Annotated in this window: 23 protein-coding genes and 1 pseudogene; 15 read left to right on the top strand and 9 right to left on the bottom strand. The window is 68.6% G+C overall.

Going from position 1 to position 25,451, the window contains the following annotated elements:
• A partial coding sequence (locus BLT59_RS15650) for a transposase (protein ID WP_175544025.1) occupies window positions 1-328 on the top strand: 328 nt, incomplete at its 5' end.
• 7 nt (window positions 329-335) lie between these two features.
• Here the strand turns inward: BLT59_RS15650 and BLT59_RS15645 are convergent.
• From BLT59_RS15645 to BLT59_RS15625, 4 genes and pseudogenes are all read right to left on the bottom strand, one after another.
• Window positions 336-1,265, bottom strand: a pseudogene (locus tag BLT59_RS15645) (NtaA/DmoA family FMN-dependent monooxygenase); the annotation flags it as partial.
• A gap of 1,569 nt (window positions 1,266-2,834) precedes the next feature.
• On the bottom strand, window positions 2,835-4,505 hold the full coding sequence (locus BLT59_RS15635; protein WP_091781816.1) for a putative bifunctional diguanylate cyclase/phosphodiesterase: 1,671 nt from the start codon (window positions 4,503-4,505) through the stop codon (window positions 2,835-2,837).
• The gene (locus BLT59_RS15630) at window positions 4,502-6,328 is read right to left on the bottom strand and encodes an ATP-binding protein (RefSeq protein ID WP_091781890.1); all 1,827 of its coding nucleotides are present in this window, start codon (window positions 6,326-6,328) and stop codon (window positions 4,502-4,504) included. Before BLT59_RS15630 ends, BLT59_RS15635 begins: the two co-directional genes overlap by 4 nt.
• Window positions 6,329-6,628: 300 nt before the next feature.
• Window positions 6,629-6,829, bottom strand: coding sequence for a hypothetical protein (locus tag BLT59_RS15625; RefSeq protein WP_091781813.1), 201 nt, complete (start codon window positions 6,827-6,829; stop codon window positions 6,629-6,631).
• Window positions 6,830-6,934: 105 nt separating this feature from the next.
• Between BLT59_RS15625 and BLT59_RS15620 the strand changes: the two genes are divergently transcribed.
• The 3 genes from BLT59_RS15620 to BLT59_RS15610 all read left to right on the top strand — a co-directional run bounded on the left by BLT59_RS15620 (window position 6,935) and on the right by BLT59_RS15610 (window position 8,790).
• On the top strand, window positions 6,935-7,177 hold the full coding sequence (locus tag BLT59_RS15620) for a hypothetical protein (protein WP_091781810.1): 243 nt from the start codon (window positions 6,935-6,937) through the stop codon (window positions 7,175-7,177).
• A gap of 35 nt (window positions 7,178-7,212) precedes the next feature.
• Complete coding sequence (locus BLT59_RS15615) at window positions 7,213-7,428, top strand: hypothetical protein (RefSeq protein ID WP_091781807.1); 216 nt, start codon at window positions 7,213-7,215, stop codon at window positions 7,426-7,428.
• Between the two features lie 81 nt (window positions 7,429-7,509).
• On the top strand, window positions 7,510-8,790 hold the full coding sequence (locus tag BLT59_RS15610) for an O-acetylhomoserine aminocarboxypropyltransferase (protein WP_091781804.1): 1,281 nt from the start codon (window positions 7,510-7,512) through the stop codon (window positions 8,788-8,790).
• Window positions 8,791-8,942: 152 nt separating this feature from the next.
• Here BLT59_RS15610 and BLT59_RS15605 read toward each other — a convergent pair whose 3' ends face one another.
• Complete coding sequence (locus BLT59_RS15605; protein ID WP_091781799.1) at window positions 8,943-10,730, bottom strand: acyl-CoA dehydrogenase C-terminal domain-containing protein; 1,788 nt, start codon at window positions 10,728-10,730, stop codon at window positions 8,943-8,945.
• A gap of 300 nt (window positions 10,731-11,030) precedes the next feature.
• Here BLT59_RS15605 and BLT59_RS15600 point away from each other — a divergent pair, with 300 nt between their 5' ends.
• Entirely contained in the window at window positions 11,031-14,267 is a 3,237-nt protein-coding gene (locus BLT59_RS15600) for an SEL1-like repeat protein (RefSeq protein WP_091781796.1), read from the top strand.
• Window positions 14,268-14,405: 138 nt separating this feature from the next.
• Window positions 14,406-14,843, top strand: coding sequence for a DUF3429 domain-containing protein (locus BLT59_RS15595; RefSeq protein WP_091781793.1), 438 nt, complete (start codon window positions 14,406-14,408; stop codon window positions 14,841-14,843).
• A gap of 39 nt (window positions 14,844-14,882) precedes the next feature.
• Here the strand turns inward: BLT59_RS15595 and BLT59_RS15590 are convergent, their stop codons facing one another.
• A complete protein-coding gene (locus tag BLT59_RS15590) occupies window positions 14,883-15,107 on the bottom strand; it encodes a hypothetical protein (protein ID WP_091781790.1) in 225 nt (74 codons plus the stop codon).
• A gap of 186 nt (window positions 15,108-15,293) precedes the next feature.
• On the opposite strand from BLT59_RS15590, the gene BLT59_RS31860 reads away from it, so the two are divergent.
• Both BLT59_RS31860 and BLT59_RS15580 read left to right on the top strand, forming a co-directional pair.
• The gene (locus BLT59_RS31860) at window positions 15,294-15,761 is read left to right on the top strand and encodes an autoinducer binding domain-containing protein (RefSeq protein ID WP_244514008.1); all 468 of its coding nucleotides are present in this window, start codon (window positions 15,294-15,296) and stop codon (window positions 15,759-15,761) included.
• Window positions 15,758-16,024: a hypothetical protein gene (locus tag BLT59_RS15580; RefSeq protein ID WP_244514007.1), complete on the top strand. Its 267-nt coding sequence runs from the start codon at window positions 15,758-15,760 to the stop codon at window positions 16,022-16,024. Before BLT59_RS31860 ends, BLT59_RS15580 begins: the two co-directional genes overlap by 4 nt.
• Before the next feature lie 82 nt (window positions 16,025-16,106).
• Here the strand turns inward: BLT59_RS15580 and BLT59_RS15575 are convergent, their stop codons facing one another.
• Window positions 16,107-17,321, bottom strand: coding sequence for an NADP-dependent isocitrate dehydrogenase (locus BLT59_RS15575; RefSeq protein WP_091781786.1), 1,215 nt, complete (start codon window positions 17,319-17,321; stop codon window positions 16,107-16,109).
• Window positions 17,322-17,527: 206 nt separating this feature from the next.
• On the opposite strand from BLT59_RS15575, the gene BLT59_RS15570 reads away from it, so the two are divergent.
• The gene (locus tag BLT59_RS15570) at window positions 17,528-18,313 is read left to right on the top strand and encodes an RNA methyltransferase (RefSeq protein ID WP_091781783.1); all 786 of its coding nucleotides are present in this window, start codon (window positions 17,528-17,530) and stop codon (window positions 18,311-18,313) included.
• Here the strand turns inward: BLT59_RS15570 and BLT59_RS15565 are convergent, their stop codons facing one another.
• Entirely contained in the window at window positions 18,314-18,499 is a 186-nt protein-coding gene (locus BLT59_RS15565) for a hypothetical protein (protein ID WP_091781780.1), read from the bottom strand.
• Window positions 18,500-18,626: 127 nt separating this feature from the next.
• Here BLT59_RS15565 and ccmA point away from each other — a divergent pair, with 127 nt between their 5' ends.
• From ccmA to BLT59_RS15535, 6 genes are all read left to right on the top strand, one after another.
• Complete coding sequence (gene ccmA / locus BLT59_RS15560) at window positions 18,627-19,265, top strand: heme ABC exporter ATP-binding protein CcmA (RefSeq protein ID WP_091781778.1); 639 nt, start codon at window positions 18,627-18,629, stop codon at window positions 19,263-19,265.
• A complete protein-coding gene (ccmB, locus tag BLT59_RS15555) occupies window positions 19,262-19,930 on the top strand; it encodes a heme exporter protein CcmB (RefSeq protein WP_091781884.1) in 669 nt (222 codons plus the stop codon). The genes ccmA and ccmB overlap by 4 nt, the downstream gene beginning before the upstream one ends.
• Window positions 19,931-20,242: 312 nt before the next feature.
• The gene (rpsT, locus tag BLT59_RS15550; RefSeq protein ID WP_007561677.1) at window positions 20,243-20,509 is read left to right on the top strand and encodes a 30S ribosomal protein S20; all 267 of its coding nucleotides are present in this window, start codon (window positions 20,243-20,245) and stop codon (window positions 20,507-20,509) included.
• Window positions 20,510-20,998: 489 nt separating this feature from the next.
• On the top strand, window positions 20,999-22,492 hold the full coding sequence (gene dnaA / locus BLT59_RS15545) for a chromosomal replication initiator protein DnaA (protein WP_091781882.1): 1,494 nt from the start codon (window positions 20,999-21,001) through the stop codon (window positions 22,490-22,492).
• A 268-nt stretch (window positions 22,493-22,760) separates the two neighbouring features.
• Window positions 22,761-23,969, top strand: coding sequence for an acetyl-CoA C-acetyltransferase (locus BLT59_RS15540; RefSeq protein WP_091781879.1), 1,209 nt, complete (start codon window positions 22,761-22,763; stop codon window positions 23,967-23,969).
• Window positions 23,970-24,090: 121 nt separating this feature from the next.
• Window positions 24,091-24,597, top strand: a complete 507-nt coding sequence (locus tag BLT59_RS15535; protein ID WP_091781776.1) for a DUF2059 domain-containing protein — start codon at window positions 24,091-24,093, stop codon at window positions 24,595-24,597.
• A 30-nt stretch (window positions 24,598-24,627) separates the two neighbouring features.
• On the opposite strand, the gene BLT59_RS15530 is transcribed toward BLT59_RS15535, so the two are convergent.
• Window positions 24,628-25,407, bottom strand: coding sequence for an EAL domain-containing protein (locus BLT59_RS15530; protein WP_091781773.1), 780 nt, complete (start codon window positions 25,405-25,407; stop codon window positions 24,628-24,630).
• Window positions 25,408-25,451 lie beyond the last annotated feature (44 nt).

The raw sequence follows: 25,451 nt of genomic DNA, 5'->3' as shown, positions 1-25,451 counted from the left end.
CCCGCCCGGCAAGGCGATCCACGCGATCCTCGACAACGTCGCCACCCACAAACATCCGAAGGTGCGCGCCTGGCTCGCCCGGCACCCGCGCTGGACGTTCCACTTCACTCCGACCTCGGCCTCGTGGCTCAACGCGGTCGAGGGCTTCTTCTCAGCGCTGACCCGTCGTCGGCTGCGGCGAGGCTCCTTCACCGGCGTCGTCGACCTGCAGGCAGCCATCAAACGCTACATCGCCGAGCACAACCGGAGCGCCAAACCCTTCGTCTGGACCAAACCCGCCACCGACATCCTCGCCGCCGTCAGCCGATCCCCTGAACCATCCGTCTGAGTCAGTGCACTAGTGCGCCGTCGTAGGAAGCGTAGGACTGGTATTCCTCGAACTTCTTCTGCGCGGCGTCGTCGGTCTCCGCGACGATCACGGTGGTGAGGTTGTAGATCAGCACATCGCGAGCAGACCGGCCGGCCGCCTGCGCTTGGGCGCGAATATCCGCCACGTAGGCCTTGAGCATCGGCTTGAGCGGGGCGGCCACGAACACGCATTCGGCATGGGCAGCCGCGAAGGCTTTGCCGGGCCCGGAGGCGCCGGCCTGATACAGCACCGGCGTGCGCTGCGGCGAGGGCTCGCACAGGTGATAGCCCGGCACCGTGAAGTGCCGGCCGCGATGGCCGATCTCGTGGACCTTGGCCGGATCGGTGAAGATCCGCCGGTCGCGGTCGCGCAGGACCGCGCCGTCTTCCCAGCTGCCCTCGAACAGCTTGTAGAGCACCTCAACGTATTCGGCCGCGACCTCGTAGCGGTTGTCGTGGCGCTTCAGACCCTCCTGGCCGAGGTTCTTCGCCCCGCTCTCGAGATACGACGTGACGATGTTCCAGCCGACCCGGCCCTTTGTGTGATGGTCGGCGGTCGAGAGGCGGCGGGCGAAGGTGTAGGGATGCTCGAACGAGGTCGAGGCCGTGATGCCGATACCGAGATGCTCGGTGGCCAGCGCGATCGGCGCGGCGAGCTGAAGCGGATCGTTGACCGGGATCTGCGCCGCCTGCTGCAGGGCGTGCCAGTTCGAGCCCTTGTAGACGTCGTAATAGCCCACGACGTCGGCGATGAAGATCCCGTCGAAGATGCCGCGTTCCAGCGTACGCGCGAGATCCTGCCAGTATTCCAGATCCTTGTACTGCCATGACCGGTCGCGTGGATGGGCCCACAGGCCCGGCGACTGGTGGCCGACGCAGTTCATGTCGAAGGCGTTGAAGCGGATGGTTCGCGACATGCGGGCGTCATACCTCTGGGAACTCGGCAACGGACAATGGGAGCGCGCATCGCCGTGAGGGACACCGGCTCGGCGAAAACAGCGCGTCGCAACAAAGGTTTAGGGCCGCCTGCGATGGCAGCGCGCACGGAATGCGACGGACGACCGGGAAGCCTCGGGCTGGCTATCCCTCCCATCCCTCATCCGGAGGTGCCGGAGCGCAGCGGCCCGCTGTCGCGGTCACCTCAGGATGTAGAGATTGGTTGAGACCGCCCCAGCACGGCGCGCTGTCGTGTGCCGCGTTACAATGCGACCGGGGGTGGTCCTAGGTCATGCGGCTTCCCGAGGCCGGGACCGAGCAGGGGGTCGTTCATCGACGCGATCCGGTTCAGTTCCGGCCATCAGTGTGATCCTATCATTTCGGATTAATCCTCCCGGACGAAGTATCTTTCCTCCTAAATTGTTAATTTTCGAGCAAATGTCTTTCTTTATATAGACTTATCGTTCGCCTATGCAATTAGTTTTGCAGAAAAATAAGGGAATGTGCTGTTAAAATTTCCGTGCAATAAAGAATAACGTTTCAAACGTGGGGTCTGATAGAAACAATTTCTCTTACCGCCTGAGATCGACTTTGCTGAACACCGCGGCTTGGCATAGGCGGCCGGCACGGGGCGAGGCCAGCCGAACGGTGCTCCATTCCGCCGTGCTGACGACGGGACAGCGCGGAAGACGGCTCGCACCGATACAATTGATAGTGTATTCCGAGTCTATCTATAATATATATGCGCGCTTATCTCGCAATGACGCCGATGTTATCGTTCGACTAAGCCGCTGATCCTGCCTCAGGCCAAGTTATCGCCCAAAGTGTTGCTACTGTCCTGACATGCTGGGAGCTAAACTGTAGAATGGAAGCCGTTCCAGTAAGGATGCGAGGATCCTTGACACGGAACAGGTAGCTCCGGGCCGCTTGGACCGCATTCCGGTCGTAAGCGTAGGCAGTTTCTCAGCTCAACTTTGGCCCTTCATGCGGCGTGGCCGAGGGCATAGGTCCAGGGCGCGGGCAAACGGAAGCGGGTTTCGTTCTGGCGCGTCGGCGCGGTGATATCGCCAAAGTCCGCTCGCGCCAGATCGCACAGCGCACGGCGGCCAGGGCATCGGCGAAGGTCGGACGCGGTTTGGGATACGACGCAGCGGCCGCAGCGCGTCTCCGCTGGCGGGCCGGGAGCCGTGCGGCCAGCAGCGTGACGATTGTGAACACCTGCCCGGTGGGCCGGCGCGTGATCCGCGCCGGCGCGTTCGGGTCCCGTGCGGGCGTGGCCGGCTCGGTGCGCGCTCCGCATGGACGGTGGCGGGGTAGCGGGCCGACATCGCGGCGGTGAGGGTGGGCGACGGCCGCCACGGCTTCGACCTCGGCATCGCGACACCCCTCGCTCACGGCGTGCGGCACCCGGTCGAGGTGCGCCGCTCAGCCGACGAAACGATGATCGGCGCCATGACCGCCGGCGCAGCGGGCGTGCGGCGACCGCTGCTGGTCGCACAAGGCTCCACGGAGGGCGGGCGGGTCAGGCTGCCCGGCGCGCCGGACGGTCTTCAGGCGCGCCGAAGCTGGCTGGATATCCGCAACTCCGAGGCACGGCTCCGCGTGGCGGGGACGCGCGACCCGGGCACGCGCGGCTCGGCCTGGCGGATCTGGTCGAGCAAGAGGGGGCGGGCGAAGTAGTAGCCCTGCGCGCAGCGGATCTGCGTCGCGCCGAGCAGGTAGGCGACCTCCTCGAAGGTCTCGACACCTTCGGCCACCACCGTCATGCCGAGCGCCGCACCGAGGGACTCGATCGCCTTCAGGACGATCTGGCTGCGCGGCCGCTTGTCGATGTCGGTGATGAACGAGCGGTCGATCTTCAGCTCGTCCGCGGTGATGTCCGCCAGTGCCGCCAGAGACGAGTAGCCGACGCCGAAATCGTCGATCGAGACCCGCGCGCCGATCGCCCGGATTTTCGGCAGAACCTCGCGCTGGAAGTGGCCCGTGGTGAAGAAGGCCTCCTCGGTCAGTTCCAGCACGAAGCGCTCCGCAAGGCCGGTCTCGCCGAGCGCCGCGCAGAACTCGGTCATGAACGGCACATCGCAGGCCTGCTTGGCGGCGATGTTGAGGCTCACGGTGACGCCCGGGCCGAACACCTCATCGATATCGGGCATCGCCCGCACAGTCTCGGTCAGGAGCTGGAGGGTGATCTCGTTGATCAGCCCCAGTTCGATGGCGAGGGCGATGAATTCGCCGGGCGCCTGGATCATGCCCAGCTCATCCCGCCAGCGCAGAAGAACCTCGACGCCGGTGACCGCATGGCTGCGCATGTCGACCTTCGGCTGGAAGGCGCAGCAGAAGCAGCGGTCGCGGATCGCCAGGCGAAGGCGTTGCTCCACGGCCATGCGGGCCGTTGCGGCTTGGCTCATCGCGTCGTCGAACAGGCTGACGCCACCCTTCAACTCGCCCTTCACCCGGTACATCGCGTTGTCGGCCTGTCGGGCCAGGGTCTCGTAGGTGTCGCCATGCTCCGGAAACAGGCTGAGGCCGATGGAGGCGGAGGCGAAGATCTCGTGCCCGTCGATGAAGAACGGCTGCTTCAGGCGCTCCGAGATGGAGCGCACCGCCGCGAGCGCCTCATCCGCGTCGGCAATGGGGGCAAGCAGGAGCACGAACTCGTCGCCGCCGATGCGCGCCAGAAGGTCGGTCTGACGCAGCGCGCCGCCGATCCGGTCGGACACCTTGCGCAAAAGCGCGTCACCCGCGGCGTGGCTGTAGTAGTCGTTGATGTGCTTGAAGTTGTCGAGATCGATGAAGGCCAGGGCGAACTGATCCCCCGGTGCGGATCCCGCCAGAACATCCGCGATGCTCTGCTCGAACATCGTCCGGTTCGGAAGCCCGGTCAGGGCGTCGATGAAGGCCTTGGTGAGCAGCTCCCGCTGAATCCGATGATGGTGCGTGACGTCGGTCAGGGTTGTCAGCGTCAAGCCGGTCCGGCCCTCCAGCACCGGCTGCGTCTGCGTCTCGACCATCCGATCGTCGATGAGCTCGACATTCGTGACGTCCCGTTCGCTGGCAGCTGCGGCGGGACGCGCATGAATGGCCTTGTCGCCGAGGCGACGCGCGGCGGCATTGGCCAGGATGCAGTGGCCATGCCGATCATGGACCACGACGCCCACGGGAAGGGCCTGTATGGCCGCTTCGAGCAGGGTCGCGGGCTCCGGGAAAACGGGTTCGCTCATGCCCCGCCCTGCTGCCAGAGCGGCTTGGCAGCTTGGGCACTGGTCTGCGTGGCGGTGTCGCCGGCCTCGAGTGGGCGGCGCAGCAGACGGCGATGCACCTGGTCGAGTGCGGCGCCGTGCAGACCCTCCGGGCCCGTCTCGCGGCCGAGACGCGCGGCGGCCGGCTCGGCGTCGTGTCCCATGGCCTTGTTCATGGTGGCGCCCCGCCAGCGCTCGACGACAGCGCCCACGAAGGCCGCGCCGGCGATCGCCGCGCCGTCCTCGCCTGCGCGACCGCTCACATCGTTGCGCGGGTGACGCGCCGACGGAAGCGGACGGAAGGTCATCCGGGCCGGAATCGGGACGCCCTCGCCGAAGGCGATGACTTCGCCCGTGCCCAGCGACGGCACGAAGGTGAGCAGATTGGCAGCATCGGACACAGCCGCCGCCAGGAAGGCCTGGTCGCGGGCATTGGTCATCCGCATGGCGAACAGGGTACTGCATTGCGACATGATCGTCGCGTCGAGTTCGGCCGGACGCTGCGTGACCAGGCCGAGATGGACGCCGTGTTTCCGGCCCTCGCGGGCGATCCGCGACAGGGCGCGACGCGTCGGCGTGAAGCCGACCGAACGATCCGCCGAGGCAAAGCGGTGAGCTTCCTCGCAGACGAACAGCAGGGGGACCGCGCCCTCGCTCCAGACGCCGAACTCGAAGGCGAGCCGGCACAGGACACAGACGACCGCATCTACGACCTCCATCGGCAGGCCGGCGAGCTGCATGATCGTCATCGGCCGCCCGTCCGGATCGAGCCGGAACAGGTGCGCCAGGATCTCGCCCATCATGTCGCCGCCCACATTGGCGTTGTCGAACATGAAGCCGTGCCGGGGATCGTTCCGGATCGCCTCGATCCGGGTGATCAGCCGGTGATAGTGCATCCGCGAAACGCGGTTCTCGAGCCGCCCCATCCGCTCGTCGATGAGCGCGAGCAGGTCCTGCAACATGTAGGGGACCGGCGTGTCGATCGTGTAGCCGGCACCTTTGCCGAACGTCCGCTTCACGATCTGCCGATCGCTCGCTTCCTTGTACTGCGCGTACTTGCTCTTCGCGAGGGGGATCACCTCGGCGAGGATCTCGATCTCCTCGTCCACGGCCGGCCGTCCGCCGTAAACGACGTCGGCGATCTCCTCGAGGTTGAACAGCCAGAACGGAAGCTTCAGGCTGCGCGGGTTGATCACGCTCGCGCGGTCACCGAAGCTGGCGGCGTATTCATTGTGGACGTCCAGCAGGAAGATGCGCACCGCCGGCTTGGCGCGCATCACCTCATCCAGAATGACGGTCACGCCGCTCGACTTGCCGACGCCGGTGGTGCCCAGCACCGCGAAGTGCTTCGAGAGCAGGTCATCGATCTTGATGCAGGCTGGGGTGTCCGGGTCTTGGTATAGAGCGCCCACGGCGGCCGTGTTGGCCGCCGACACGTGGTGGACGATCCGGAGATCCGCGGCCGACAGCAATCCGACGGTGTCGCCGATCGCCGGATAGCAGGTTACGCCGCGGCTGAAGCGATGTCCGCCCTGCGCCGCGACGATCTCGCCCAGCAGATCGAGGCTCGCATAGGCGCCCGGCTGTCGCCCGGGCTCGGTGCCCGAGGATAAGGTCGTGACAATGCCGACAAGGACGGCGTCGCCCGCCCGGATGCGGACCAGATTGCCGACGGTGACCCGCACTTTGGGACGCCCGTCCCGCACGATGAGTTCCAGATGAACCTTCGATCCCTCGACGGACGTCACCGAGCCCATCTGCGACGCGGCATCGTCGTCCCGGAATGTCCCGTCGCCGCTCAGCATCATCCGCACCCTGATCCAAATTCGAGTCGGTCGGATATTGGGTACCCATGATTAAAGTTCTGACAAAGAATAATGCCCGACGGAGCGATGCTTAACCGTTGCCTTATGCGTTCAAGCTATCGGCAAGGTTGTCTTGGATGTTCCTGGTTTGAGGCCCGCGCAGCCGCAGAAACCAGTTCGGTACGGCGAGCCGGTCAGAGCGTGACGGAGCCTTGCGCAGGGCGTCGGGGTCGGGCGCAGCGCCTCCGGCCACCACCGGTTCCGCAAGGCGGACCCGACCGCTTCCCAACCAGGTTGAGCTTAGGGGGCCTTTCCGTCGCTGAAAAGCTCGCGCATCCAGCATTCGCCGGAAATGCGCGCGCCGTTCTGCGTTACGAACGCGTAGGGAGAGTGCTCCACCACCGCCCCGCCGCGATTGCGGATGATCCAGCGGAAACATCGGGGATCGTTCAGGCACGGAACGATCTCGACCGTATGGGAGCGCAATGTTTCGATTGACATGTCCCGTTAACGTCCGAGCGTGGAAATCCGCTCCCCGGGCCGTGCGTGAAGGGTTACGGAGTCGTATGAGCGCGGACGCGCTTTGCGCCTTTCCAAGGATGCCGCATGCCGATCAAGGCCCTCAACGACCGTAAGAAGCTGTCGAGCGACTTCAACGAGGCGAATGACGCCTTCATCGACGAGGTGCTGAGCGCATTCCAGGCCGGCCGAATTCCTGCCGATCTCGCCCGCGCCTATCTCGCGCATCCCGTCGCGATGATGCACACGGACGGGGCGCAGGCCGTGGCCAACTACTTCGAGCGCATGCTGGCCCAGCGGCCGAACATCGACTGGACGCCGGGCGGTTGATCGAGGCACCGGGCGCCAATGGAGAGGGAGCGCGGATGACCGTTGACGAGATCGAGGACCTGAACCGGGCCCGTGCCGCCCTGGCACGGCAGAGGAACGCCATCGCCCGGCGGTTGGGTGGCCTCGACGTGGCGCCGATCTCCATGGCCGAGGACCTGACCCGGACTCTGCTCGCCATCGAGGCGGTGGACCGCGCTCTGGTCGATGCGGGCCAGCCGCATATCGATCTCTGCCATCAGCCGGAGGCGTAGCCCCGCCGTCTTGCCGCAGGACGTCTTGCGCCGAACTCCCGGGCGGGCGTACAGGCTCGGGTGCTCTGAGGAGACCCGACGATGTCCGACCGCCTGCCCGGCTTCAACACGCTGGCGATCCACGCGGGCGCCGCCCCCGACGCAGCCACGGGCGCGCGGGCCACGCCGATCTACCAGACCACCAGCTTCGTGTTCGACGACGTCGACCACGCCGCGTCGCTGTTCGGGCTCCAGGCCTTCGGCAACATCTACACGCGGATCACCAACCCGACGAACGCCGTGCTGGAGGAGCGCATCGCCGCGCTCGAAGGCGGAACCGCCGCCCTCGCGGTCGCCTCCGGCCACGCGGCCGAGTTCCTGACCATGCACGCCCTGATGCAGCCGGGCGACGAGTTCGTGGCCTCGAACAAGCTCTACGGCGGCTCGATCAACCAGTTCAATCACTCGTACAAGAATTTCGGCTGGTCGGTGGCCTGGGCCGACAACGACGATCCCGCCTCCTTCGAGGCGGCGATCACGCCGCGCACCAAGGCGATCTTCTGCGAATCGATCGCCAATCCCGGCGGCGTCATCACCGACCTCGCGGCCCTCTCGCAGATTGCCAAGAAGCACAACATCCCGCTCGTCGTCGACAACACCATGGCGACGCCGTACCTGATCCGGCCCTTCGAGCACGGCGCCGACATCGTGGTGCACTCGGCCACCAAGTTCCTCGGCGGCCACGGCAACTCGATCGGCGGCCTGATCGTCGACGGCGGCTCGTTCCAGTGGGCGGGGGATGCCCGCTACCCGATGATGAGCCAGCCGCGCCCGGAATATTCCGGCATGGTTCTGGCCGAGACCTTCGGCAATTTCGGCTTCGCCATCGCCTGCCGGGTCCTTGGCCTGCGCGATCTCGGGCCGGCCCTGTCGCCGTTCAACGCCTTCCTGATCCTCACCGGCATCGAGACGCTGCCGCTGCGCATGCAGCGCCATTCCGACAACGCGCTGACGGTGGCCACCCACCTGTCCCGCCACGAATCCGTATCGTGGGTCAGTTATCCGGGCCTGGAGACCGACCGGTACCACGCGCTGGCCAAGCGCTACACGCCGAACGGCGCCGGTGCCGTGTTCACCTTCGGTCTGAAGGGCGGCTACGAGGCGGGCGTGAAGCTCGTCTCGAACCTCCAGCTGTTCTCGCACCTCGCCAATATCGGCGACACCCGCTCGCTGATCATCCACCCGGCCTCGACCACGCACCGCCAGCTCACCGACGCGCAGAAGACAGCCGCGGGCGCGGGACCGGAAGTGGTGCGTCTCTCGATCGGCCTGGAGGATCCGGCGGACCTGATCGAGGATCTCGACGCCGCGCTCGCCGGCTGACGGATTTTCGCTCCGCCGTGCAATTCCGCAATCGTTGCGAGCCCAGCGAAGTGACCCCGGGTAGCGCGCCCTGGATCAGCGTCGCGTTCTTGGATAGCTTCGCTTCGCTCGCAAAGACGATGGCGCGGTGAGGACGTTGAACGGCGGCCCTCTCAGAAGGCCTCAGCCTCCAGCGCCATGGTGCTCTCGGCCCCGGCCTTGATGCGGGTCAGGCGGAGGGCGGTCTCCGGCAGCATCCGCTCCATGAAGAACCTGCCACTCGTCAGCTTCGACTCCCAGCGGGGGGAGGGCGCCTCGGCGTGCTTCGCCAGCGCCGCCTTCGCGATCCGCGCCCACATGTAGCCCAGGGCCACGAGGCCGAAGAGGTGCATGAAGTCGGTGGCGCCGGCCCCGGCATTGTCGGGCTTGCTGAAGGCGTTCTGCATCAGCCACATCACGGCCCCCTGGAGATCGTTCAGCCCGGCCTGGAGCGGCTTGGTGAACGGCGCCATGGCGGGATCCTCGCCGTGGTCCTTCAGGAAGGTCTGGACCTCGCCCAGGAAGGTCATCATCGCCCGGCCGCCGTCCTTCGGCAGCTTGCGGCCGATCAGGTCCATCGCCTGGATGCCGTTGGCGCCCTCGTAGATCATGGCGATGCGGGCATCGCGCACGAACTGCGACATGCCCCATTCCTCGATGTAGCCGTGGCCGCCGAGCAGTTGCTGCGCCTCGACCGCGTTGGCGAAGCCCTTGTCGGTGAGCACGCCCTTCACCACCGGCGTGAGCAGGCCGAGATGGTCGTCCGCCGTCTGGCGCTCCTTCGCGTCCTCCGAGCGGTGCAGGATGTCGGCCTGGAGCGCGGTCCAGAGCATCAGGGCGCGGGCCGCCTCGTTGAAGGCGCGAATCTGCAACAGCGTGCGCCGTACGTCCGGATGGACGATGATCGGATCGGCGGCCTTGTCGGGCGCCTTAACGCCGGTCAGAGCCCGACCCTGCAGGCGGTCCTTCGCGTAGGCGGCGGCGTTCTGGTAGGCGACCTCGGACTGGCCGAGCCCCTGGACGCCCACGGCGAGCCGCGCCTCGTTCATCATCACGAACATGGCGTTGAGGCCTCGATTCTCCTGGCCCACGAGCCAGCCGGTCGCCCCGTCGTAGTTCATCACGCAGGTGGCGTTGCCGTGGATGCCCATCTTGTGCTCGAGGGAGCCGCAGGACACGCCGTTGCGCGCGCCGAGGGAGCCGTCGGCATTCACCAGAACCTTCGGCACCACGAAGAGCGAGATGCCCTTGGTGCCCGCGGGCGCGCCCTCGATCCGCGCCAGGACGAGATGAACGATGTTGGCGGCGAGGTCGTGCTCCCCGGCCGAGATGAAGATCTTGGTGCCGGTGATGCTGTAGGAGCCGTCGCCGTTCGGCACGGCCCTTGTCTTGAGCAGCCCGAGATCCGTGCCGCAATGCGGCTCCGTGAGGTTCATGGTGCCGGTCCAGGCGCCCTCGACCATCTTGGGCAGGTAGAGCGCCTTCTGCTCCTCCGTGCCGTGGACCAGCAGCGCCGCCATCGCGCCCTGCGTCAGGCCGGGATACATGCCGAAGGCGAGGTTCGCGCCCGAGGCGAATTCCTGGATCGCCGTATTCAGCGTGTGGGGCAGGCCCTGGCCGCCATAGGCCTCGGGCACCGACAGGCCCATCCAGCCGCCGCCGGCATAGGTGTCGTAGGCAGCCTTGAAGCCGGTGGGCGTACGCACCGAACCGTCGGCCTCACGGCGGCAGCCCTCGATATCGCCCGTCCGGTTGAGCGGAGCGAGAACCTCCTCGGCGAGCTTCGCGCCCTCGCGCAGAACCGCCTCGACCACGTCGGGCGAGGCATCGGCGAACCCGGCCAGATTGTCCCGGGCATGGAATCCGAGGACATCGGTGAGCAAGAACAGCGTGTCCTCAACCGGAGCGCGATACTGCGGCATCTCTGGCTTCCCCCGTGTTGCGCGTGCCTCTCGGATCGGCCCGCTGCGTTGGCTGCATGTAAACGCGACGCTGCCTCCGGAGCAACGGCTCCGCCCTGCGAGCACGCGACACGCTCGGGTGTTTCACGCCGCGCCCCGGCCGCAGCCATTACCGAGGCAATCAAACCTTAACTTCGTGTTTACCAAGAAAGTTAATGGTCACGCTCGAACGATCCGACGCGTGCGTTCGCGGATACCGAATTCCGGTTCCGCTCTGCGCAGAGGACGCGGACGCCGAACGCTGCCGACGACAGGCCACCGATGACCCGCAACGCGATGCCGCAGCTCGACAGTTTCGATCCCGAGGTGCTCGATGCGGCCCGTGACGTGGCGGCGCGGGCGGGCGTCCCGCTCGAGACCTGGATCGCGTCGGTGATGCCGCAGCAGCAATCGGCCGCCCCGGGGAATCGCCGCCATCGCCGTCGTCACCGCGCCGAGCAGCTCGCCCACGGCGGTGCCCGGCTCGAATCCACGGCCGAGCGCTCCGCGCCGGTGGCCTCGGGATCCGACCATCCGGCGCATGCTCCCCCACCCCGCGCCGACGGTTACGGCCAGGGCATCGCCGCTTTGATGGACCGCCTGGACGGGCTCGACCGCGCCCTCGACCACGAGCGGCGCGCCGCGCAGGAGGCCGAGGCGCGGCGGCTCGCCGAGATCGAGGCGCGGATCGAGCGGGCCCTGAAGGCCGCCCCCGTCCAGCAGGTGACCGAGCGGCTCGGCGATATCGAGCGCCGCATGTCCCAGCTCGGCGATCAGGTCGCCGCGACACGCCAGCCCGGCCGCCGCGCGCGCCCCGCCGCAGCCGATATCCGCAGCGCGGTCCAGGATATCCGTCAGCGCCAGCGCGAATTGGCGGAGGCCGGCGAGCCGGGCACCGGCGCGGTGTCGGCCGACGGCGGCGTCGTCGCCAGCATGCGCCTGGACCTCGCCCGCCGCCTCGAGGCGCGCATCGAGGAGGGCGTCGCGCCGTCGGCCGCCCTGATCGAGCTTCAGCAGGAGACCACGCGCCTGCGCGAGGCGATCAACCAGCTGGCGACGAGCCGGGACATCGGCGCCCTCGAGCAGGCCGTCGTCTCCCTGGCGAGCGGCATCGAGCGGGCGCAGGCGGGCACCGATCTCACCGCCATCGCAGTCCCGATCGAGCAGGTCCGGGCCCAGGTCGAGCGCCTGGCCGAGGAGGTGGCGGAGAACGTCCACAGCCGCGTCGCCGAGGATGTCCGCCGTCTGGCCGAGCGCCTCGACTCGGCGGCGGCGACGCGCGCCGCCGATGCGGACGATCACACCCTCGCCGGCCTGTTCGCCGAGCTTGAGGAGATCCGCCGCCAGATCGGCGCGCTCGCCGGCCCGGAGCGGATCCAGGGCCTCGCGCAGAGCCTCCAGGCAGTGAGCGCGCAGATCGCGCAGCTTCAGCGCATGGGTGCGGGTCCGGACCTGCGGCCGATCCTCGAGGAGATCCGCAGCGACGTGAAGATCGCTGCGCCCGCTGCGCTGGCGGAGCAGATCCAGTCGCTCGCCGAGAAGGTCGACGTGCTCTGCGCGCGCGACGACTGGTCCGAGCGTGCGGGCGACGCGAACATCGCTCGTTCGGGCGACATGGCCTCCATTCACGCCATGCTGCGCAGCCTCGCCGAGAAGGTCGACCAAGTCGGCACCCGGTCCGAGCACGAGGGCCTCGACGCCTTGGAGCGGCAGGTCGTCTCGCTGGCCGGCCGCCTCGATGCCCCGCACAGCGCCGATCCGGCCCTGGCCGGTCTGGAACGGACCATGGGCGACCTGCTGCGGCAGGTGACGGCGCTTCGGGACTCCGCGCCGAGCGAGGCCGTCGTGGAGCGCGCCGCCCGCAACGCGGTGGCTCAGACCCTCCAGACTACCGGCCTCGGCACGGCCGAAACCGGCGAGATCGGTCTCCTGCGCGCCAGCTTGGCGGACATGCAGGCCCGTCAGGTCGCGTCCGATCAGCGGCTCGGCGCAACCCTCGACGGGGTTCAGTCGGCGCTCGAGCGCCTCCTCGTCCGGCTCGGCCCGGCCGAGGCGGCTTCGACGCGGGCTCCGTCCCTCGACGAGCGCCTGATGTCGTCGACGAGCCAGGAGGTGCCCCTCGTCCCCGCCGGAGCGCGCGCCAAGCCGCGACGCGACGGCGTCGAGGCTGCGCGCCTCGACGACCTGCTGGAGCCCGGCAGCGGCCGGCCCACGCGCGAGCCGCGCACGGTCCGGGAGCCGTCCGCCCGCCGGCCGGCGCAGGAGCGTCCCGGCGACGTCGCCGCTGCACGGACCGCGGTCGAGCCGAAGTCCGAGAACGACATCAAGACCAGCTTCATCGCCGCCGCGCGCCGTGCTGCCCAGGCCGCGCAGGCGGAACTCGCCGCCGAAGCTCCGGCGGAGCGCCGTGAGGCGCGGGGGGATCGGGCCGCGGCGGTTCCAGGGGCGACGACCGGGCGCCTCGGTCGGCTGCGCGCCGAGATCGATCGCCGCCGCCGGCCGCTGCTGCTCGGGCTCGCCGCCATCGTGCTGGCATTGGGCGCGCTCCAGGCAATCACCATGCGCGGCGCGGACGAGCCGCGGGCGGCACCTCCGACGAGCCAGAGTGCGCCATCCCGCGACGATGCCGCGGATGTCCAGAAGCCAGCTCCGAAGGAGGCGGGCAAGGATGTCACGGAGGCGAAGCCGGCCGTGTCCGATCCGACCACGACGCAGGCCCTGCCCAATCCCGCGCCCGCCGAGGCCCGTCCCGACGCCAAGCCGGCGGTGCCCCAGGTCTCCGGGATGAACAGCCTGCAGGCCGATCTCGCCAACCTGCCTCCGGCTCTGGCCAAGGTGAAGCTCGCCGCGCTGGACGGCGACGGCACGGCGATCTGGGACCTCGCCACCCGGGAAGCCGACGGCCGCGGCATGCCGCGCGACCTCTCGGTCGCGGCCAAGCTCTACGAGAAGTTGGCCTCTGCCGGCTACGCCCCGGCCCAGTACAAGCTCGCGGGCCATTACGAGAAGGGTTCGGGCCTCGTCCGCGACCTCGACAAGGCGAAGCTGTGGTACGGCCGGGCCGCCGAGCAGGGTCATGCCCGCTCCATGCACAATCTGGCGGTGCTCTACGCCGAGAATCCCGGCGCGAACGGCAAGCCGGACTTTGCGTCCGCGGCTTCGTGGTTCCGCCAGGGCGCCGAATTCGGCGTCCGTGACAGCCAGTACAATCTTGGCGTCCTCTACGCGCGGGGCCTCGGCCTGACGCAGGATCTCGTTCAGTCCTACGCGTGGTTCTCGGCTGCCGCGAGCCAGGGCGATGACGATGCCGGGAAGAAGCGCGACGACGTGGCCAACAAGCTGAGCCCCGCCGATCTCGCCAGCGCCAAGAGCCTCGCGGCGAACTTCAAGCCGCGAAAGATTGACGCGGCGGTCAACGAGCCACCCGCGCCGAAGGCCACCGTCACGGCCCCGATGTCCCTGCTCGGCGCGCCGCTGCCCAGCGCCGTGCCGGCCGCCGCCCCGCCGCGTCGGGGCTGAGGCCGGTCCGGCACCTGGGCCCACCGCGGCTTCGACCTTGACCACCGTGCGGCGATGCGGGAACGCTGCAGCATGGCGGCGTCGGACCGGGGGTCGGATCGCGTGGGTCGCCAACGCTTGCCGACGCCCGGAGGATGGATGGCGCACCGGAACTCTGTCCCGCTCAGCGCCGTGGTACTCGGCGTTGCCGGGCTCATCCCCTTCCTCGGCTTCGCGGCCCTGGCCGTCTCGGGTACCGATGGCGGCCTGAGCAGCATCGGCCTGTCGCCGCGCACCATCCTGTCGGCCTATGGAGCCGTGATCGCCTCGTTCCTGGGCGGGATCCGCTGGGGTGCCGCTGCGGCGCGCAACGGCGGCAACGGCGATTATCTCGTGGCCATTGTCCCATCCCTGGTGGCCTGGGCCGCGATGGCGGCGCCCGCACCGTGGGATCTGCGCATCCTCGGCGGTCTGGTGCTCGCCTGGGGGCTGATCGATCAGGATCTGCCCCGTCGCGGACTCGCGCCGCTCTGGCTCGGTCGTCTGCGCCTGGTCCTCTCGGGCGTTGCCGGGGCTGCGCTGCTCGTGGCGGCCTGAGGCCGGGCGCTGAACCCTGCGGGGGTCGTGCGCAAGCCGTCAGGATTCGCGGGTCATCTCCCGCAGGAGGTTCAGCACGGCGTTGCGGCGCGCCGGCGACCTGATCGCCCGGAACAGCGCGGTGACCTCCGCGCATTCACGGTCGGTCTGATCCGCTTCCGCGAGCCGATCCGCCTGCAGGAAATAGGTCGGACCGACATTCAGAGTGGCTGCGATCCGTTCCAGCAGCCAGCGTGTCGTGGGCGGGGTCACGTCGTCTGTCATGCCGCTGAAACTCGCACGCCACCCCCTGGACCGTGTCGAACGGTGGAGCTTCCCGGCGCGACCTTAGCCTTTCAGCGTCCAGGATTCCATCCTCAGGTTGCGCTCGACCTATCATTTGTCGCAATGCGTGCATCAATTTCGAGATCGGGCACGCCGCATTCGAAGCAGTTGGACCGGACCTCCAGCGTGTTGCGCGATCTGGAGCGTGCCGCCTCGGCCGACGAGATCGCGCACCTGCTTGTCGGCGCCTTCGCTCGCTACGGGTGCTCGTACACCATGGCCGGGATCGTCGCGGAACCCGCCCTTCCGGCGCAGCGGCAGGCTGGCTTCGTGCTGGCGAACACCATGCCGGAGGGATGGGGCCGCCGGTCTGTGACGCAGGGCTATGCCCGCCATGACCCGCCGGCTCTGCACCAGCGCGACGCCGTTCGACTGGAGCGCCGTGGCGCAGGCGCTCCGGGCCGGACCGACAACTTAGAGACGGCAGGGGGGCAGAACAGCCCGTCCGCGCGCGGCGATCGCAACGGCTCGCATCGCGGCAAGTACCTGTCGACATGGAGACTTACCGGCCGGAACCCTGCGGTTTCTCGCAGTATCCGGGCCCTCGCGGAACGAAGACAACCCACGCCTTGTCAACGTGAGATTTCTTCGTGATCCAAATCGCCACCCCCGCCAACGCGGATCGCTACGCCGCGCTCGATCCTGATCTCCGAACCCGCTTACCTGGCGGCCTGACCATGATCTTCGACCGCAAGGATAACGCGCTGGACGCGCTCGCCGCGCAGTGGCTGCGGGTCCGCGAACTCGTCGACACGGTCGGAGACCCGCTGCTGCGGGCCGCCATCGATCTCCTGCTTCTCGAGGTTGCCCGGGCCCTGGCGGAGTCCTGTCCGCAGGAGCGCGCAAGCGGCGCGTGAGGCGGCCGCCGGCGGAACGCGGATACGAAAACGGCGGGCGCCCCGGAGGACGCCCGCCGCGTCTCGCGCCGGTGCGGGAGCCTCAGGCGCCCATCGCCGTCTTCAGGTTCTGATCGACCTTGTCGAGGAAGCCGGTGGTCGAGAGCCACTTCTGGTCCGGCCCGACGAGGAGCGCGAGGTCCTTGGTCATGAAGCCGGCCTCGACCGTGTCGACGCAGACCTTCTCGAGGGTCGCGGAGAACTTGGCGAGATCGTCGTTGCCGTCGAGCTTGGCGCGGTGCGACAGGCCACGGGTCCAGGCGAAGATCGACGCGATCGAGTTGGTCGAGGTCTCGCGGCCCTTCTGGTGCTCGCGGTAGTGGCGGGTGACGGTGCCGTGGGCGGCCTCGGCTTCGACAGTCTGGCCGTCCGGCGTCATCAGCACGGAGGTCATCAGGCCGAGCGAGCCGAAGCCCTGCGCGGCCGTGTCGGACTGGACGTCGCCGTCGTAGTTCTTGCAGGCCCAGACGTAGCCGCCCGACCACTTCAGGCACGAGGCGACCATGTCGTCGATCAGGCGGTGCTCGTAGGTGATGCCGAGGGGCTTGAACTTGGCCTCGAACTCCTCCTCGTAGACCTTCTGGAACAGGTCCTTGAACCGTCCGTCATAGGCCTTGAGGATGGTGTTCTTGGTCGACAGGTAGACCGGGTACTTGCGCGCGAGGCCGTAGTTCATCGAGGCGCGGGCGAAGTCGATGATCGACTGATCGAGGTTGTACATCGACATGGCGACGCCGGCGTCGGGGAACTTGAACACCTCCTTCTCGATGACCGTGCCGTCGTCACCCTCGAACTTGATGGTCAGGCGGCCCTTGCCGGGCACCTTGAAGTCGGTGGCGCGGTACTGATCGCCGTAGGCGTGGCGGCCGATCACGAAGGGCTGGGTCCAGCCGGGCACGAGGCGGGGCACGTTCTTGCAGATGATCGGCTCGCGGAAGATCACGCCGCCGAGGATGTTGCGGATCGTGCCGTTGGGCGAGCGCCACATCTCCTTGAGGCCGAATTCCTGCACCCGCTGCTCGTCGGGGGTGATGGTGGCGCACTTCACGCCGACGCCGTGGCGCTTGATCGCCTCGGCGGCGTCGACCGTCACCTTGTCGTTGGTGGCGTCGCGGTGCTCGACGCCGAGGTCGTAGTACTCGAGGTCGACGTCGAGATAGGGGTGGATGAGCTTGTTCTTGATCTCGGCCCAGATGATCCGGGTCATCTCGTCGCCGTCGAGCTCGACGACGGGGTTCGCTACCTTGATCTTCGCCATGGACCGATGCCTTCCCGCGTTGTCCCCGCGCACGGCATGCAAGGGCCGTGCGGTCGTTGTCCCGGGAGCCCTGTCGGGCGCCCCGGGCCGGAATCGCCCCGCGACATAGCGCGGGCCATCCGGCGACGGAAGGCGCGCGCTGTCATCCGGGCGGCATCGTCACTCGCCCCTCGACGGGCGCGGGTTCGTCATGCCAGACGGCCGCCATGACGAGCCGAGACGCACGGGGCGACGCCCCCGAGGATGCCCGCAGGAAGGTCACCGAACTGCCGCCCGGGATCGCCCCCGCGGTGATCCTGGTGGAGCCGCAGCTTGCCGAGAATATCGGCATGACCGCCCGCGCCATGGCGAATTTCGGGTTGTCGGAGCTGCGCCTCGTCAACCCGAAGAACGGCTGGCCCAAGAAGGGCGTCCGCGAGGCGGCCTCGGGCGCGACGCACGTTCTGGACGGCGCCACGATCTACGGCAGCGTCGCCGAGGCCATCGCGGATTGCCGGTACGTGCTGGCGACCACGGCACGCGAGCGCGGGCAGATGAAGCGGGTCTTCGCACCCGAGGAGGCCATGGGCGAACTCGTGACCCGGGATGGCCAGCGCACCGCGGTGATGTTCGGCCGCGAGCGGGTCGGGCTCACCAACGACGAGGTGTCCCTCGCCGACGCGATCATCACCTTCCCGGTTTCCCCGGATTTCCCCTCGCTCAACTTGGCGCAGGCGGTCCTGCTGGTCGGCTACGCGTGGCGGCAGGCGAGCGGGCGGGCGCAGCTGCCCTTCACGGGCGAGCTGCTCTCGCCGCCGGCGACCCGCGAGGCGCTGATCGCGCTGTTCGGGAGCCTGGAGGCGGCGCTCGACGAGGCCGGCTTCTACCCGCCGGAGAAGAAGGAGATCATCGCCCGCAACATGCGCGACATGCTCCACCGCATGAGCTTGACCGAGCAGGACGTCCGGACGTTCCGCGGGGCGCTGCGGGCCCTGACGCGGAAGAGCGGCTGATCAGCCGGAGGCCGGCTTCATCGCTGGCGGCTTGCCGCCGCCGAAGCACCGGCCGACCGCCTCCCAGAACGCCGTCTGCTCCTCGGGGGTGCACTGCGCCATGCGCGCCTCGACCTTCGCGCGTCCGGCCACCGCGTCGGGCGTTGCGGCAACCTCGGTCTCGCTCGGGTTTCTCGCCTCGGCCATGGGCAATCCTCCGTTGCAGAACGAAAGCGCAGCTGCGCCGTGCGGTTCCGTTCCGCGGCGCAATCAGGCATGGAGGCGGCGATTCGCGGAGCGGCCGCGCGGTGCCGGAACGAGGGCGGGGTATCGGGTGCGGCTCAGCGTGGACAATCTGGCCTGCCGCCGCTCCGGTCGCCGCATCTTCGCCAATCTGTCCTTCGCCCTCGGACCCGGCGATGCCCTGGCGGTGACCGGGCGGAACGGCGCGGGCAAGTCGAGCCTCCTCGCCATCCTGTCGGGCCGGCTGCGTCCCGATTCCGGTCGGATCACGGTCGGCGATGTCGGCGAAGCGAGCCTGACCGAATGCCTGCACGTGGTTGGCCATCGCGACGGGCTGAAGGGCTCCCTGACGGCGGGGGAGAATCTCCTGTTCGCGCAGCGGCTCCTGGGCGCGCCGCGGCTGGACCCGCGCGCCGCACTGGAGCGGCTCGGCCTCGGCCACGCGCACGACCTGCCGGTGGCCTATCTCTCGGCCGGCCAGCGGCGGCGCGTGGCGCTGGCGCGGCTCCTCGTCTGCGCACGGCCGCTCTGGCTCCTGGACGAGCCGACCGCCGCCCTCGACACGGCCTCGCAGGCGGTGCTCGCCGAGCTGATGGAGGGCCATCGGGCCGGCGGCGGCCTCGTGATCGCCGCCACCCACCAATCCCTCGGCCTCGCCGGCGCGGCTGAGCTGCGCATCGAGACCGCCGCCGCGGCACCGGTCGCGGACGTGCTGGAGGAATGGGCGTGATTCGCGCGCTCCTCGCCCTCATCGCCCGCGACCTGCGCCTCGCGGGCCGGGTCGGCGGCTCCGGCGCCCTGTCGCTGGTCTTCTTCCTGATGATCGTCGCGCTGGTGCCCTTCGCCCTCGGGCCCGATCTCAATTTGCTGTCGCGGATCGGCCCGGCAATCCTGTGGCTCGCCGCCGTGCTGGCGACGCTGATCGGCCTCGACCGGCTGTTCCAGGCCGACGAGGAGGACGGTTCCCTCGACCTGATGACCGCCGCGCCGGTGCCCCTCGAACTGGTGGTGCTCGCCAAGGTCGCGGCGCACTGGCTGACCACGGGGCTGCCGCTGGCGCTGGCCGCGCCGCTCTTCGGCCTGCTGGTGGCCCTCGACGGCACCGCCATGGGCGCCACCGCCCTGACGCTGCTGGCCGGCACGCCGGCTCTGAGCTTCATCGGCGCGGTGGGCGCGGCGCTGACGGCCTCGATTCGCCGGGGCGGCCTGATCCTGGCCGTGCTGGTCCTGCCGCTGATGATCCCGACGCTGATCTTCGGCGTCTCGGCCGCGCAGGCGGCGAGCGGCGGGACGGTGCCGTTCCTCGTGCCGCTGGCGGTGCTGGCGGCGCTGACGCTGATCGCCGCCGTGGTCGGGACGCTGGCGGCGGCGGCGGCGTTGCGCTGGCCCGAATAGTCGAAGCTCGCTTGCGTGAGCCGCTCAGCGCTCGTCGTTGGACCGGCTGTGCTGCCGTCTGCGTTCAGGATGACCACGGTCGGGCAGGCCGAGCGCTTCCCAGGTCCTGGGCCGTGGCCGAAGCCTGAGATCGGGATTTGCCTCTGAGCGCGTTGACGCGCGGCGCCCCCCTCACTATAGAAACCGCTTCGCCGAGGGGCCGCGTTTTCGCGCGCGCTGCTTCTCGGCCATCGCCAGACAACCTGACGCGACGACCGATTTCCGGCCCAGCCGGCCCGTCGGCATCGCCCGACGAGAAACACGAGGACGTACATGGCCAACACCGCTTCGGCCAAGAAGATGACCCGCAAGATCGCCAAGCGCACGGCGATCAACCGCTCGCGCCGCTCGCGCATGCGGACCTTCGTCCGCAAGGTCGAGGAGGCCATCGCCACCGGCAACCAGCAGGACGCGCTGGCCGCCCTCCGCGCCGCCGAGCCCGAGATGATGCGCGCCGCCCAGCACGGCATCGTTCATAAGAACAACGCCTCGCGGAAGGTCTCGCGCCTCGCCGCCCGTGTGAAGGCGCTCGCTGCCTAAAACGTCACGCACGTCCGAGACGATTTCGAGCCCGGCCTTCGCGCCGGGCTTTTTCGTGCGCGCTGTCCTGGCTTGGGCGATCGCCCCCGAGTTCCGCGTCGCCGCGAACTGTTAACCCTATCCAAGAATCAACGCGATTGCGGAGTCCGGAAACCGCGTGTAGCTTAACAGAAACTGACCCAGGTCAAGCATAACACGACGATTTTGGGACTCATACGAATCAATCCGATTCGCCAAGACTCTAGCGTCCGTGTTCTGCGCCTCCGGGAACACTTGCGAATGGGAATCCGCGCCGTCCCCACAAGTCCCACTGTTAAAGGAACCGTAGGTAATTGTTGATAGGCTCTCCCAATCGGCAAAAGTTCCTCGCGGTGGGGTTGACTCCGTCCAGAGGACTCTGTCCCGCCCGTTCTTGCGGGACGCTGAAGGCGTAATTCGTGCGTACGCGCGGCCTGCGGACTTCCGCGGGCAGCGTCGGGAGAGCCAATGATGCGTGTCGACGGAACGGTGGCGAGCGACGACGACGGGGGCCGCAGCGGCGGCAACGCGGATTACGGGTCCGCCTGGGCGCGGGTGAAGCGCCGGCTGCGGGCTGAGCTTGGCGAAGATGTGTTCGCGAGCTGGTTTGCCCGTCTGGAGCTGGAGGCTGTTGCCGGCGGAACGGCCCGGCTGACGGTCCCGACCCGCTTCCTTAAGAGCTGGATCGAGTCGCACTACCTCGACCGCGTGCTCAACACGTTCAAGGCCGAGGTCGAGGAGATCGCGCGGATCGAGGTCGGCGTGCGCGGGACCGGGGCCCCGGTCCGTCCGGTCGCCGCGGGCGTTTCGAAGCCCGGCCCGGCCAGCGGCCCGCTCGCTCGCCTCCACGCGACCAGCGCGCCGATGCCGGTCGCCGCGGTCTCGCCCTCGCCCGAGGCGCGCAATGCCGAGGCCGGCGGCGACCTCAGCGGCACGCCGCTGGACGCGCGGCTGACCTTCGCGAGCTTCGTGATCGGGCGCTCCAACGCCCTGGCGCATGCAGCTGCCGAGCGGGTCGCCAATCACCAGGGGGAGGGCGCGCTCTACAACCCGCTCTACCTCCATGCCGGCGTCGGGCTGGGCAAGACCCACCTGCTGCACGGAATCGGCCATGCCGCCCGCGAAGCCGGGCGCCGGGTGATCTACCTGACCGCCGACCGGTTCATGTACGGCTTCGTCAACGCCCTGAAGACCCAATCGGCGCTGGCTTACAAGGAGCGCCTGCGGGGTATCGACCTGCTGATCCTCGACGATGTGCAGTTCATCCAGGGCAAGTCGATCCAGGCCGAGTTCGGCCACACGATCAACGCGCTCATCGATGCAGGCCGTCAGGTCGTGGTCGCCTCGGACCGGCCCCCGACCGAGCTGGAGGCCCTGGACGAGCGAGTGCGTTCGCGGCTCGGCGGCGGACTCGTCGTCGAGATCACCGCCCTCGACGAGGCCCTGCGCGTCTCGATCCTGTCGGCGCGGCTCGCCGCGGTGCGGGCATCCCATCCGGGCTTCGATGTCTCGCCGCAGGTGGCGGCCTACGTGGCCCGTGCGATCACCGCCAACGGCCGCGACCTCGAAGGCGCGGTGAACCGCCTGCTGGCCCACGCGACGCTCACCGGCACCGCCGTGACGATGGAGACCGCCGAGAGCGCGATCCGCGACCTCGTGAAGAACCGCGAGCCGAAACGCATCAAGATCGAGGACATCCAGAAGCTGGTCGCCTCGCGCTACAACGTCTCGCGCTCGGACATCCTGTCGGAGCGGCGGACCGCCGCCGTGGTCAAGCCGCGTCAGATCGCCATGTACCTCTCGAAGGTGCTGACGCTGCGCTCGTTGCCGGAGATCGGCCGCCGGTTCGGTGGACGCGACCACACCACGGTGCTGCATGCCGTGCGCAAGATCGAGAAGCAGATCGGCGAAGATTCGGTGCTCGGTGATGAAGTCGAGCTGCTGAAGCGGATGCTCCAGGACTAGTCGAGCATCTTGATCTTCTGGAAGAACCTGCTCCCGCCGGAGCAGGTTCGCTCCGGAAAGGCTGCGGGAATCTTCCCGTTCCGGCGTGATCGATGCCGCCCCCGGACGATCACTGCCAAATCATTGCTGCTGTCACGCGCGGTTCGCCAGCGCCCTGCTTTCGGGGCTGGCGGAGGGCGCGCGCCCCGTGGCAGACTGGCGCGAACCGAGACGGCCCTGTAAGGCCGCGTCGCCGACCGGCGAAGATCGACGCCCCGGGGGAGTGCTGATGACGGACGCCTTCATCTACGACCACGTTCGCACGCCGCGCGGGCGCGGCAAGGCGGACGGCTCCCTCCACGAAGTCACCGCCCTGCGGCTGGCCGAGACGGCGCTCCGCGCGCTCAAGGACCGCAACGGCCTCGACACGAGCCTCGTCGATGACGTGGTGCTGGGCTGCGTCGATCCGGTCGGGGAGGCGGGGGGCGACATCGCCCGCGCCGCCGCACTGGTGGCCGATTACGGCGCGCATGTCCCGGGCGTGCAGATCAACCGCTTCTGTGCCTCCGGTCTCGACGCCGTGAACTTCGCCGCCGCGCAGGTCATGAGCGGCCAGCACGAGATGGCGGTGGGCGGCGGTGTCGAATCGATGAGCCGCATCGGCATCGGCGCCTCGGGCGGCGCATGGCCGGTGGACCCGGCGATCGCCATCAAGTCCTACTTCATGCCGCAGGGCGTGTCGGCGGATCTGATCGCCACCAAGTACGGCTTCAACCGGGACGATTGCGACGCCTATGCGGTGCGCTCGCAGGAGCGCGCGGCGAAGTCCTGGGGCGAGGGCCTGTTCGACCGCTCCGTGGTTCCGGTCCGCGACGTGAACGGCATCACGCTCCTCGACCGCGACGAGCACATGCGTCCCGGCACCGACATGCAGTCGCTGGCCGCGCTGAAGGCCTCCTTCGTGCAGATGGGCCAGATGGGCGGCTTCGATGCCGTTGCGACGGACGCGCATCCGGACGTCGAGACGGTCGAGCACGTCCACCATGCCGGCAACTCCTCCGGCATCGTGGATGGCGCGGCCGCCGTGCTGATCGGCTCCCGGGCGGCCGGCGAGGCGGCGGGGCTGCGCCCGCGCGCCCGGATCCGCGCCTTCGCCAATATCGGGTCGGACCCCGCCCTCATGCTCACGGGCCCGGTGGACGTCACCCGCAAGGTCCTGGCGAAGTCGGGCCTGAGCCTGTCGGATATCGACCTGTTCGAGGTCAACGAGGCCTTCGCGGCGGTCGTCCTGCGCTTCTGCCAGGCGTTCGACCTCGACCCGGAGGCGGTCAACGTGAACGGCGGCGCGATCGCCCTCGGCCACCCGCTGGGCGCCACCGGCGCGATGATCCTCGGCACGGCGCTCGACGAACTGGAGCGGACCGGCAAGGAGCGCGCGCTGATCACGCTGTGCATCGGCGCCGGCATGGGCACCGCGACCATCATCGAGCGGGTGTGAGCCACCGCGTGCGAGGGAGCGGCGCACCGCCGCTCCCCAAAGTCCGGGAACGCTGCTAGAGGCGCGGGCGACGTCCGGCCCCATCAGTGGGCCGGACGATAAAACAACGGGAGACAAGCCCTTGAACCGCCTGATTGCGACGCTCTGTCTGGGCGTCACCCTGAGCCTGCCGGTCGCCGCACGTGCCGATGAAGCCGCGGACCGCGTCGCTGCGGCCACGACGCTGGTCAACAAGACCCTGATCAAGAACCTCCAGACCGGGTTCAACGTCGCCCTGGAGAAGACCGTGGCGCCGATGCCGGAGGCCCGTGCCGAGGCCGTGCGCAAGGAATTGCTGGACGAGTTCGAGAAGCAGCGAACCCTCATGGTCCAGGGGCTGTCGAAGGATTACGCCGAGAAGTTCAGCCTCACCGAGCTGAAGCATCTCGACGAGATCTACTCCGATCCGACCTACCTCAAGTTCCAGACGATGAACGCCGATCCGAACTCGTCGGTGACGGCGATCTCGCAGAACTCCGTCACCAAGCTGCTCAACATGCTGGCGGTCGCTTCAGCGACCGACAACACCCCGAAGCCGGGCGCCGCGCCGGTGCCGCCGATTGCGGCGCCGGCTCCGGCCCCGAAATAGGCGGTGGACGCCGCGCGTGTCGGGCCGGCCTCAGGCTGCGCGCGCGGCCGCCACGGGGGTGAAGCCCGCGACCGGGGGCAACGCCTGCAGAAGGGGCTTGGCGAAGTGATAGCCCTGAACCAGCGTGATCCCGATGCTACGCAGAGCCTCGAGCTCCGCCGCGGTCTCGACCCCCTCGGCGAGCACTGTCACGTCGAGGGCGCGAGCGATGGCAACGACACCGGAGACGATGGCGTATCGTCCGGCATCGCTGTCGAGGCCGCGCAGCACGTCCATGTCGATCTTGATGAGGTCGGGGCGGAAATTGGCAAGCAGGCTCAGGCCCGCGAAGCCCGCGCCGAAATCGTCGAGGGCGGTCAGGAAGCCCTGCTTCCGGTAGGCGGCGACGATGCCCTTGACGTGATCGAGGTCCCGGAAGCGTTCCTGCTCGGTGAACTCGAACATGATCCGCCGGTGCTCGAAGTCGATGCGCCGCGCCGCCTCCAGCGAGGCGCGGATGCAGGCATTCGGCTCGTAGACCGCATTCGGCATGAAGTTGATCGAGAGCCGCGTGGCGCTGTCGCGCGGAAACAGCGCGCCTGCGAGTTCGATCGCCTTCACGCGGGCGGCCTGATCGAACTGGTAGCGGGTCTCGTCGGTCACCCGATCGAGAATCGTGTAGGCCGGCTCCCCGTTCGGGCCACGGACCAGGGCCTCGTAGGCCCAGACGGAGCCGTCGGCGAGGTCCAGGATCGGCTGGAAGGCCATCGTGAAGTCGAAGTCGAGTTTGGTGCCGGCACGACAGGCGCGGCAGCCGATATCCTTCGTCATGTCTGGCTTCCGTCGGTGCCCCCCGACCGGCGGATCCTGGACTC

Source organism: Methylobacterium sp. UNC378MF (assembly GCF_900103195.1).
Classification (GTDB): Bacteria; Pseudomonadota; Alphaproteobacteria; order Rhizobiales; family Beijerinckiaceae; genus Methylobacterium.
This window is presented reverse-complemented; position numbering and strand designations above follow the sequence as displayed.

Bases quoted from the DNA above. Each gene is read 5' to 3' on its own strand.
- BLT59_RS15565 (WP_091781780.1), bottom strand. From the start codon at position 18,499: ATGGCCGAGGCGAGAAACCCGAGCGAGACCGAGGTTGCCGCAACGCCC.
- BLT59_RS15620 (WP_091781810.1), top strand. From the start codon at position 6,935: ATGCCGATCAAGGCCCTCAACGACCGTAAGAAGCTGTCGAGCGACTTC.
- BLT59_RS15610 (WP_091781804.1), top strand. From the start codon at position 7,510: ATGTCCGACCGCCTGCCCGGCTTCAACACGCTGGCGATCCACGCGGGC.
- BLT59_RS15615 (WP_091781807.1), top strand. From the start codon at position 7,213: ATGACCGTTGACGAGATCGAGGACCTGAACCGGGCCCGTGCCGCCCTG.
- dnaA (WP_091781882.1), top strand. From the start codon at position 20,999: ATGCGTGTCGACGGAACGGTGGCGAGCGACGACGACGGGGGCCGCAGC.
- BLT59_RS15540 (WP_091781879.1), top strand. From the start codon at position 22,761: ATGACGGACGCCTTCATCTACGACCACGTTCGCACGCCGCGCGGGCGC.
- BLT59_RS15595 (WP_091781793.1), top strand. From the start codon at position 14,406: ATGGCGCACCGGAACTCTGTCCCGCTCAGCGCCGTGGTACTCGGCGTT.
- BLT59_RS15600 (WP_091781796.1), top strand. From the start codon at position 11,031: ATGACCCGCAACGCGATGCCGCAGCTCGACAGTTTCGATCCCGAGGTG.
- BLT59_RS15570 (WP_091781783.1), top strand. From the start codon at position 17,528: ATGACGAGCCGAGACGCACGGGGCGACGCCCCCGAGGATGCCCGCAGG.
- rpsT (WP_007561677.1), top strand. From the start codon at position 20,243: ATGGCCAACACCGCTTCGGCCAAGAAGATGACCCGCAAGATCGCCAAG.
- BLT59_RS15590 (WP_091781790.1), bottom strand. From the start codon at position 15,107: ATGACAGACGACGTGACCCCGCCCACGACACGCTGGCTGCTGGAACGG.
- BLT59_RS15630 (WP_091781890.1), bottom strand. From the start codon at position 6,328: ATGCTGAGCGGCGACGGGACATTCCGGGACGACGATGCCGCGTCGCAG.
- BLT59_RS15635 (WP_091781816.1), bottom strand. From the start codon at position 4,505: ATGAGCGAACCCGTTTTCCCGGAGCCCGCGACCCTGCTCGAAGCGGCC.
- BLT59_RS15605 (WP_091781799.1), bottom strand. From the start codon at position 10,730: ATGCCGCAGTATCGCGCTCCGGTTGAGGACACGCTGTTCTTGCTCACC.
- BLT59_RS15530 (WP_091781773.1), bottom strand. From the start codon at position 25,407: ATGACGAAGGATATCGGCTGCCGCGCCTGTCGTGCCGGCACCAAACTC.
- BLT59_RS15625 (WP_091781813.1), bottom strand. From the start codon at position 6,829: ATGTCAATCGAAACATTGCGCTCCCATACGGTCGAGATCGTTCCGTGC.
- BLT59_RS15575 (WP_091781786.1), bottom strand. From the start codon at position 17,321: ATGGCGAAGATCAAGGTAGCGAACCCCGTCGTCGAGCTCGACGGCGAC.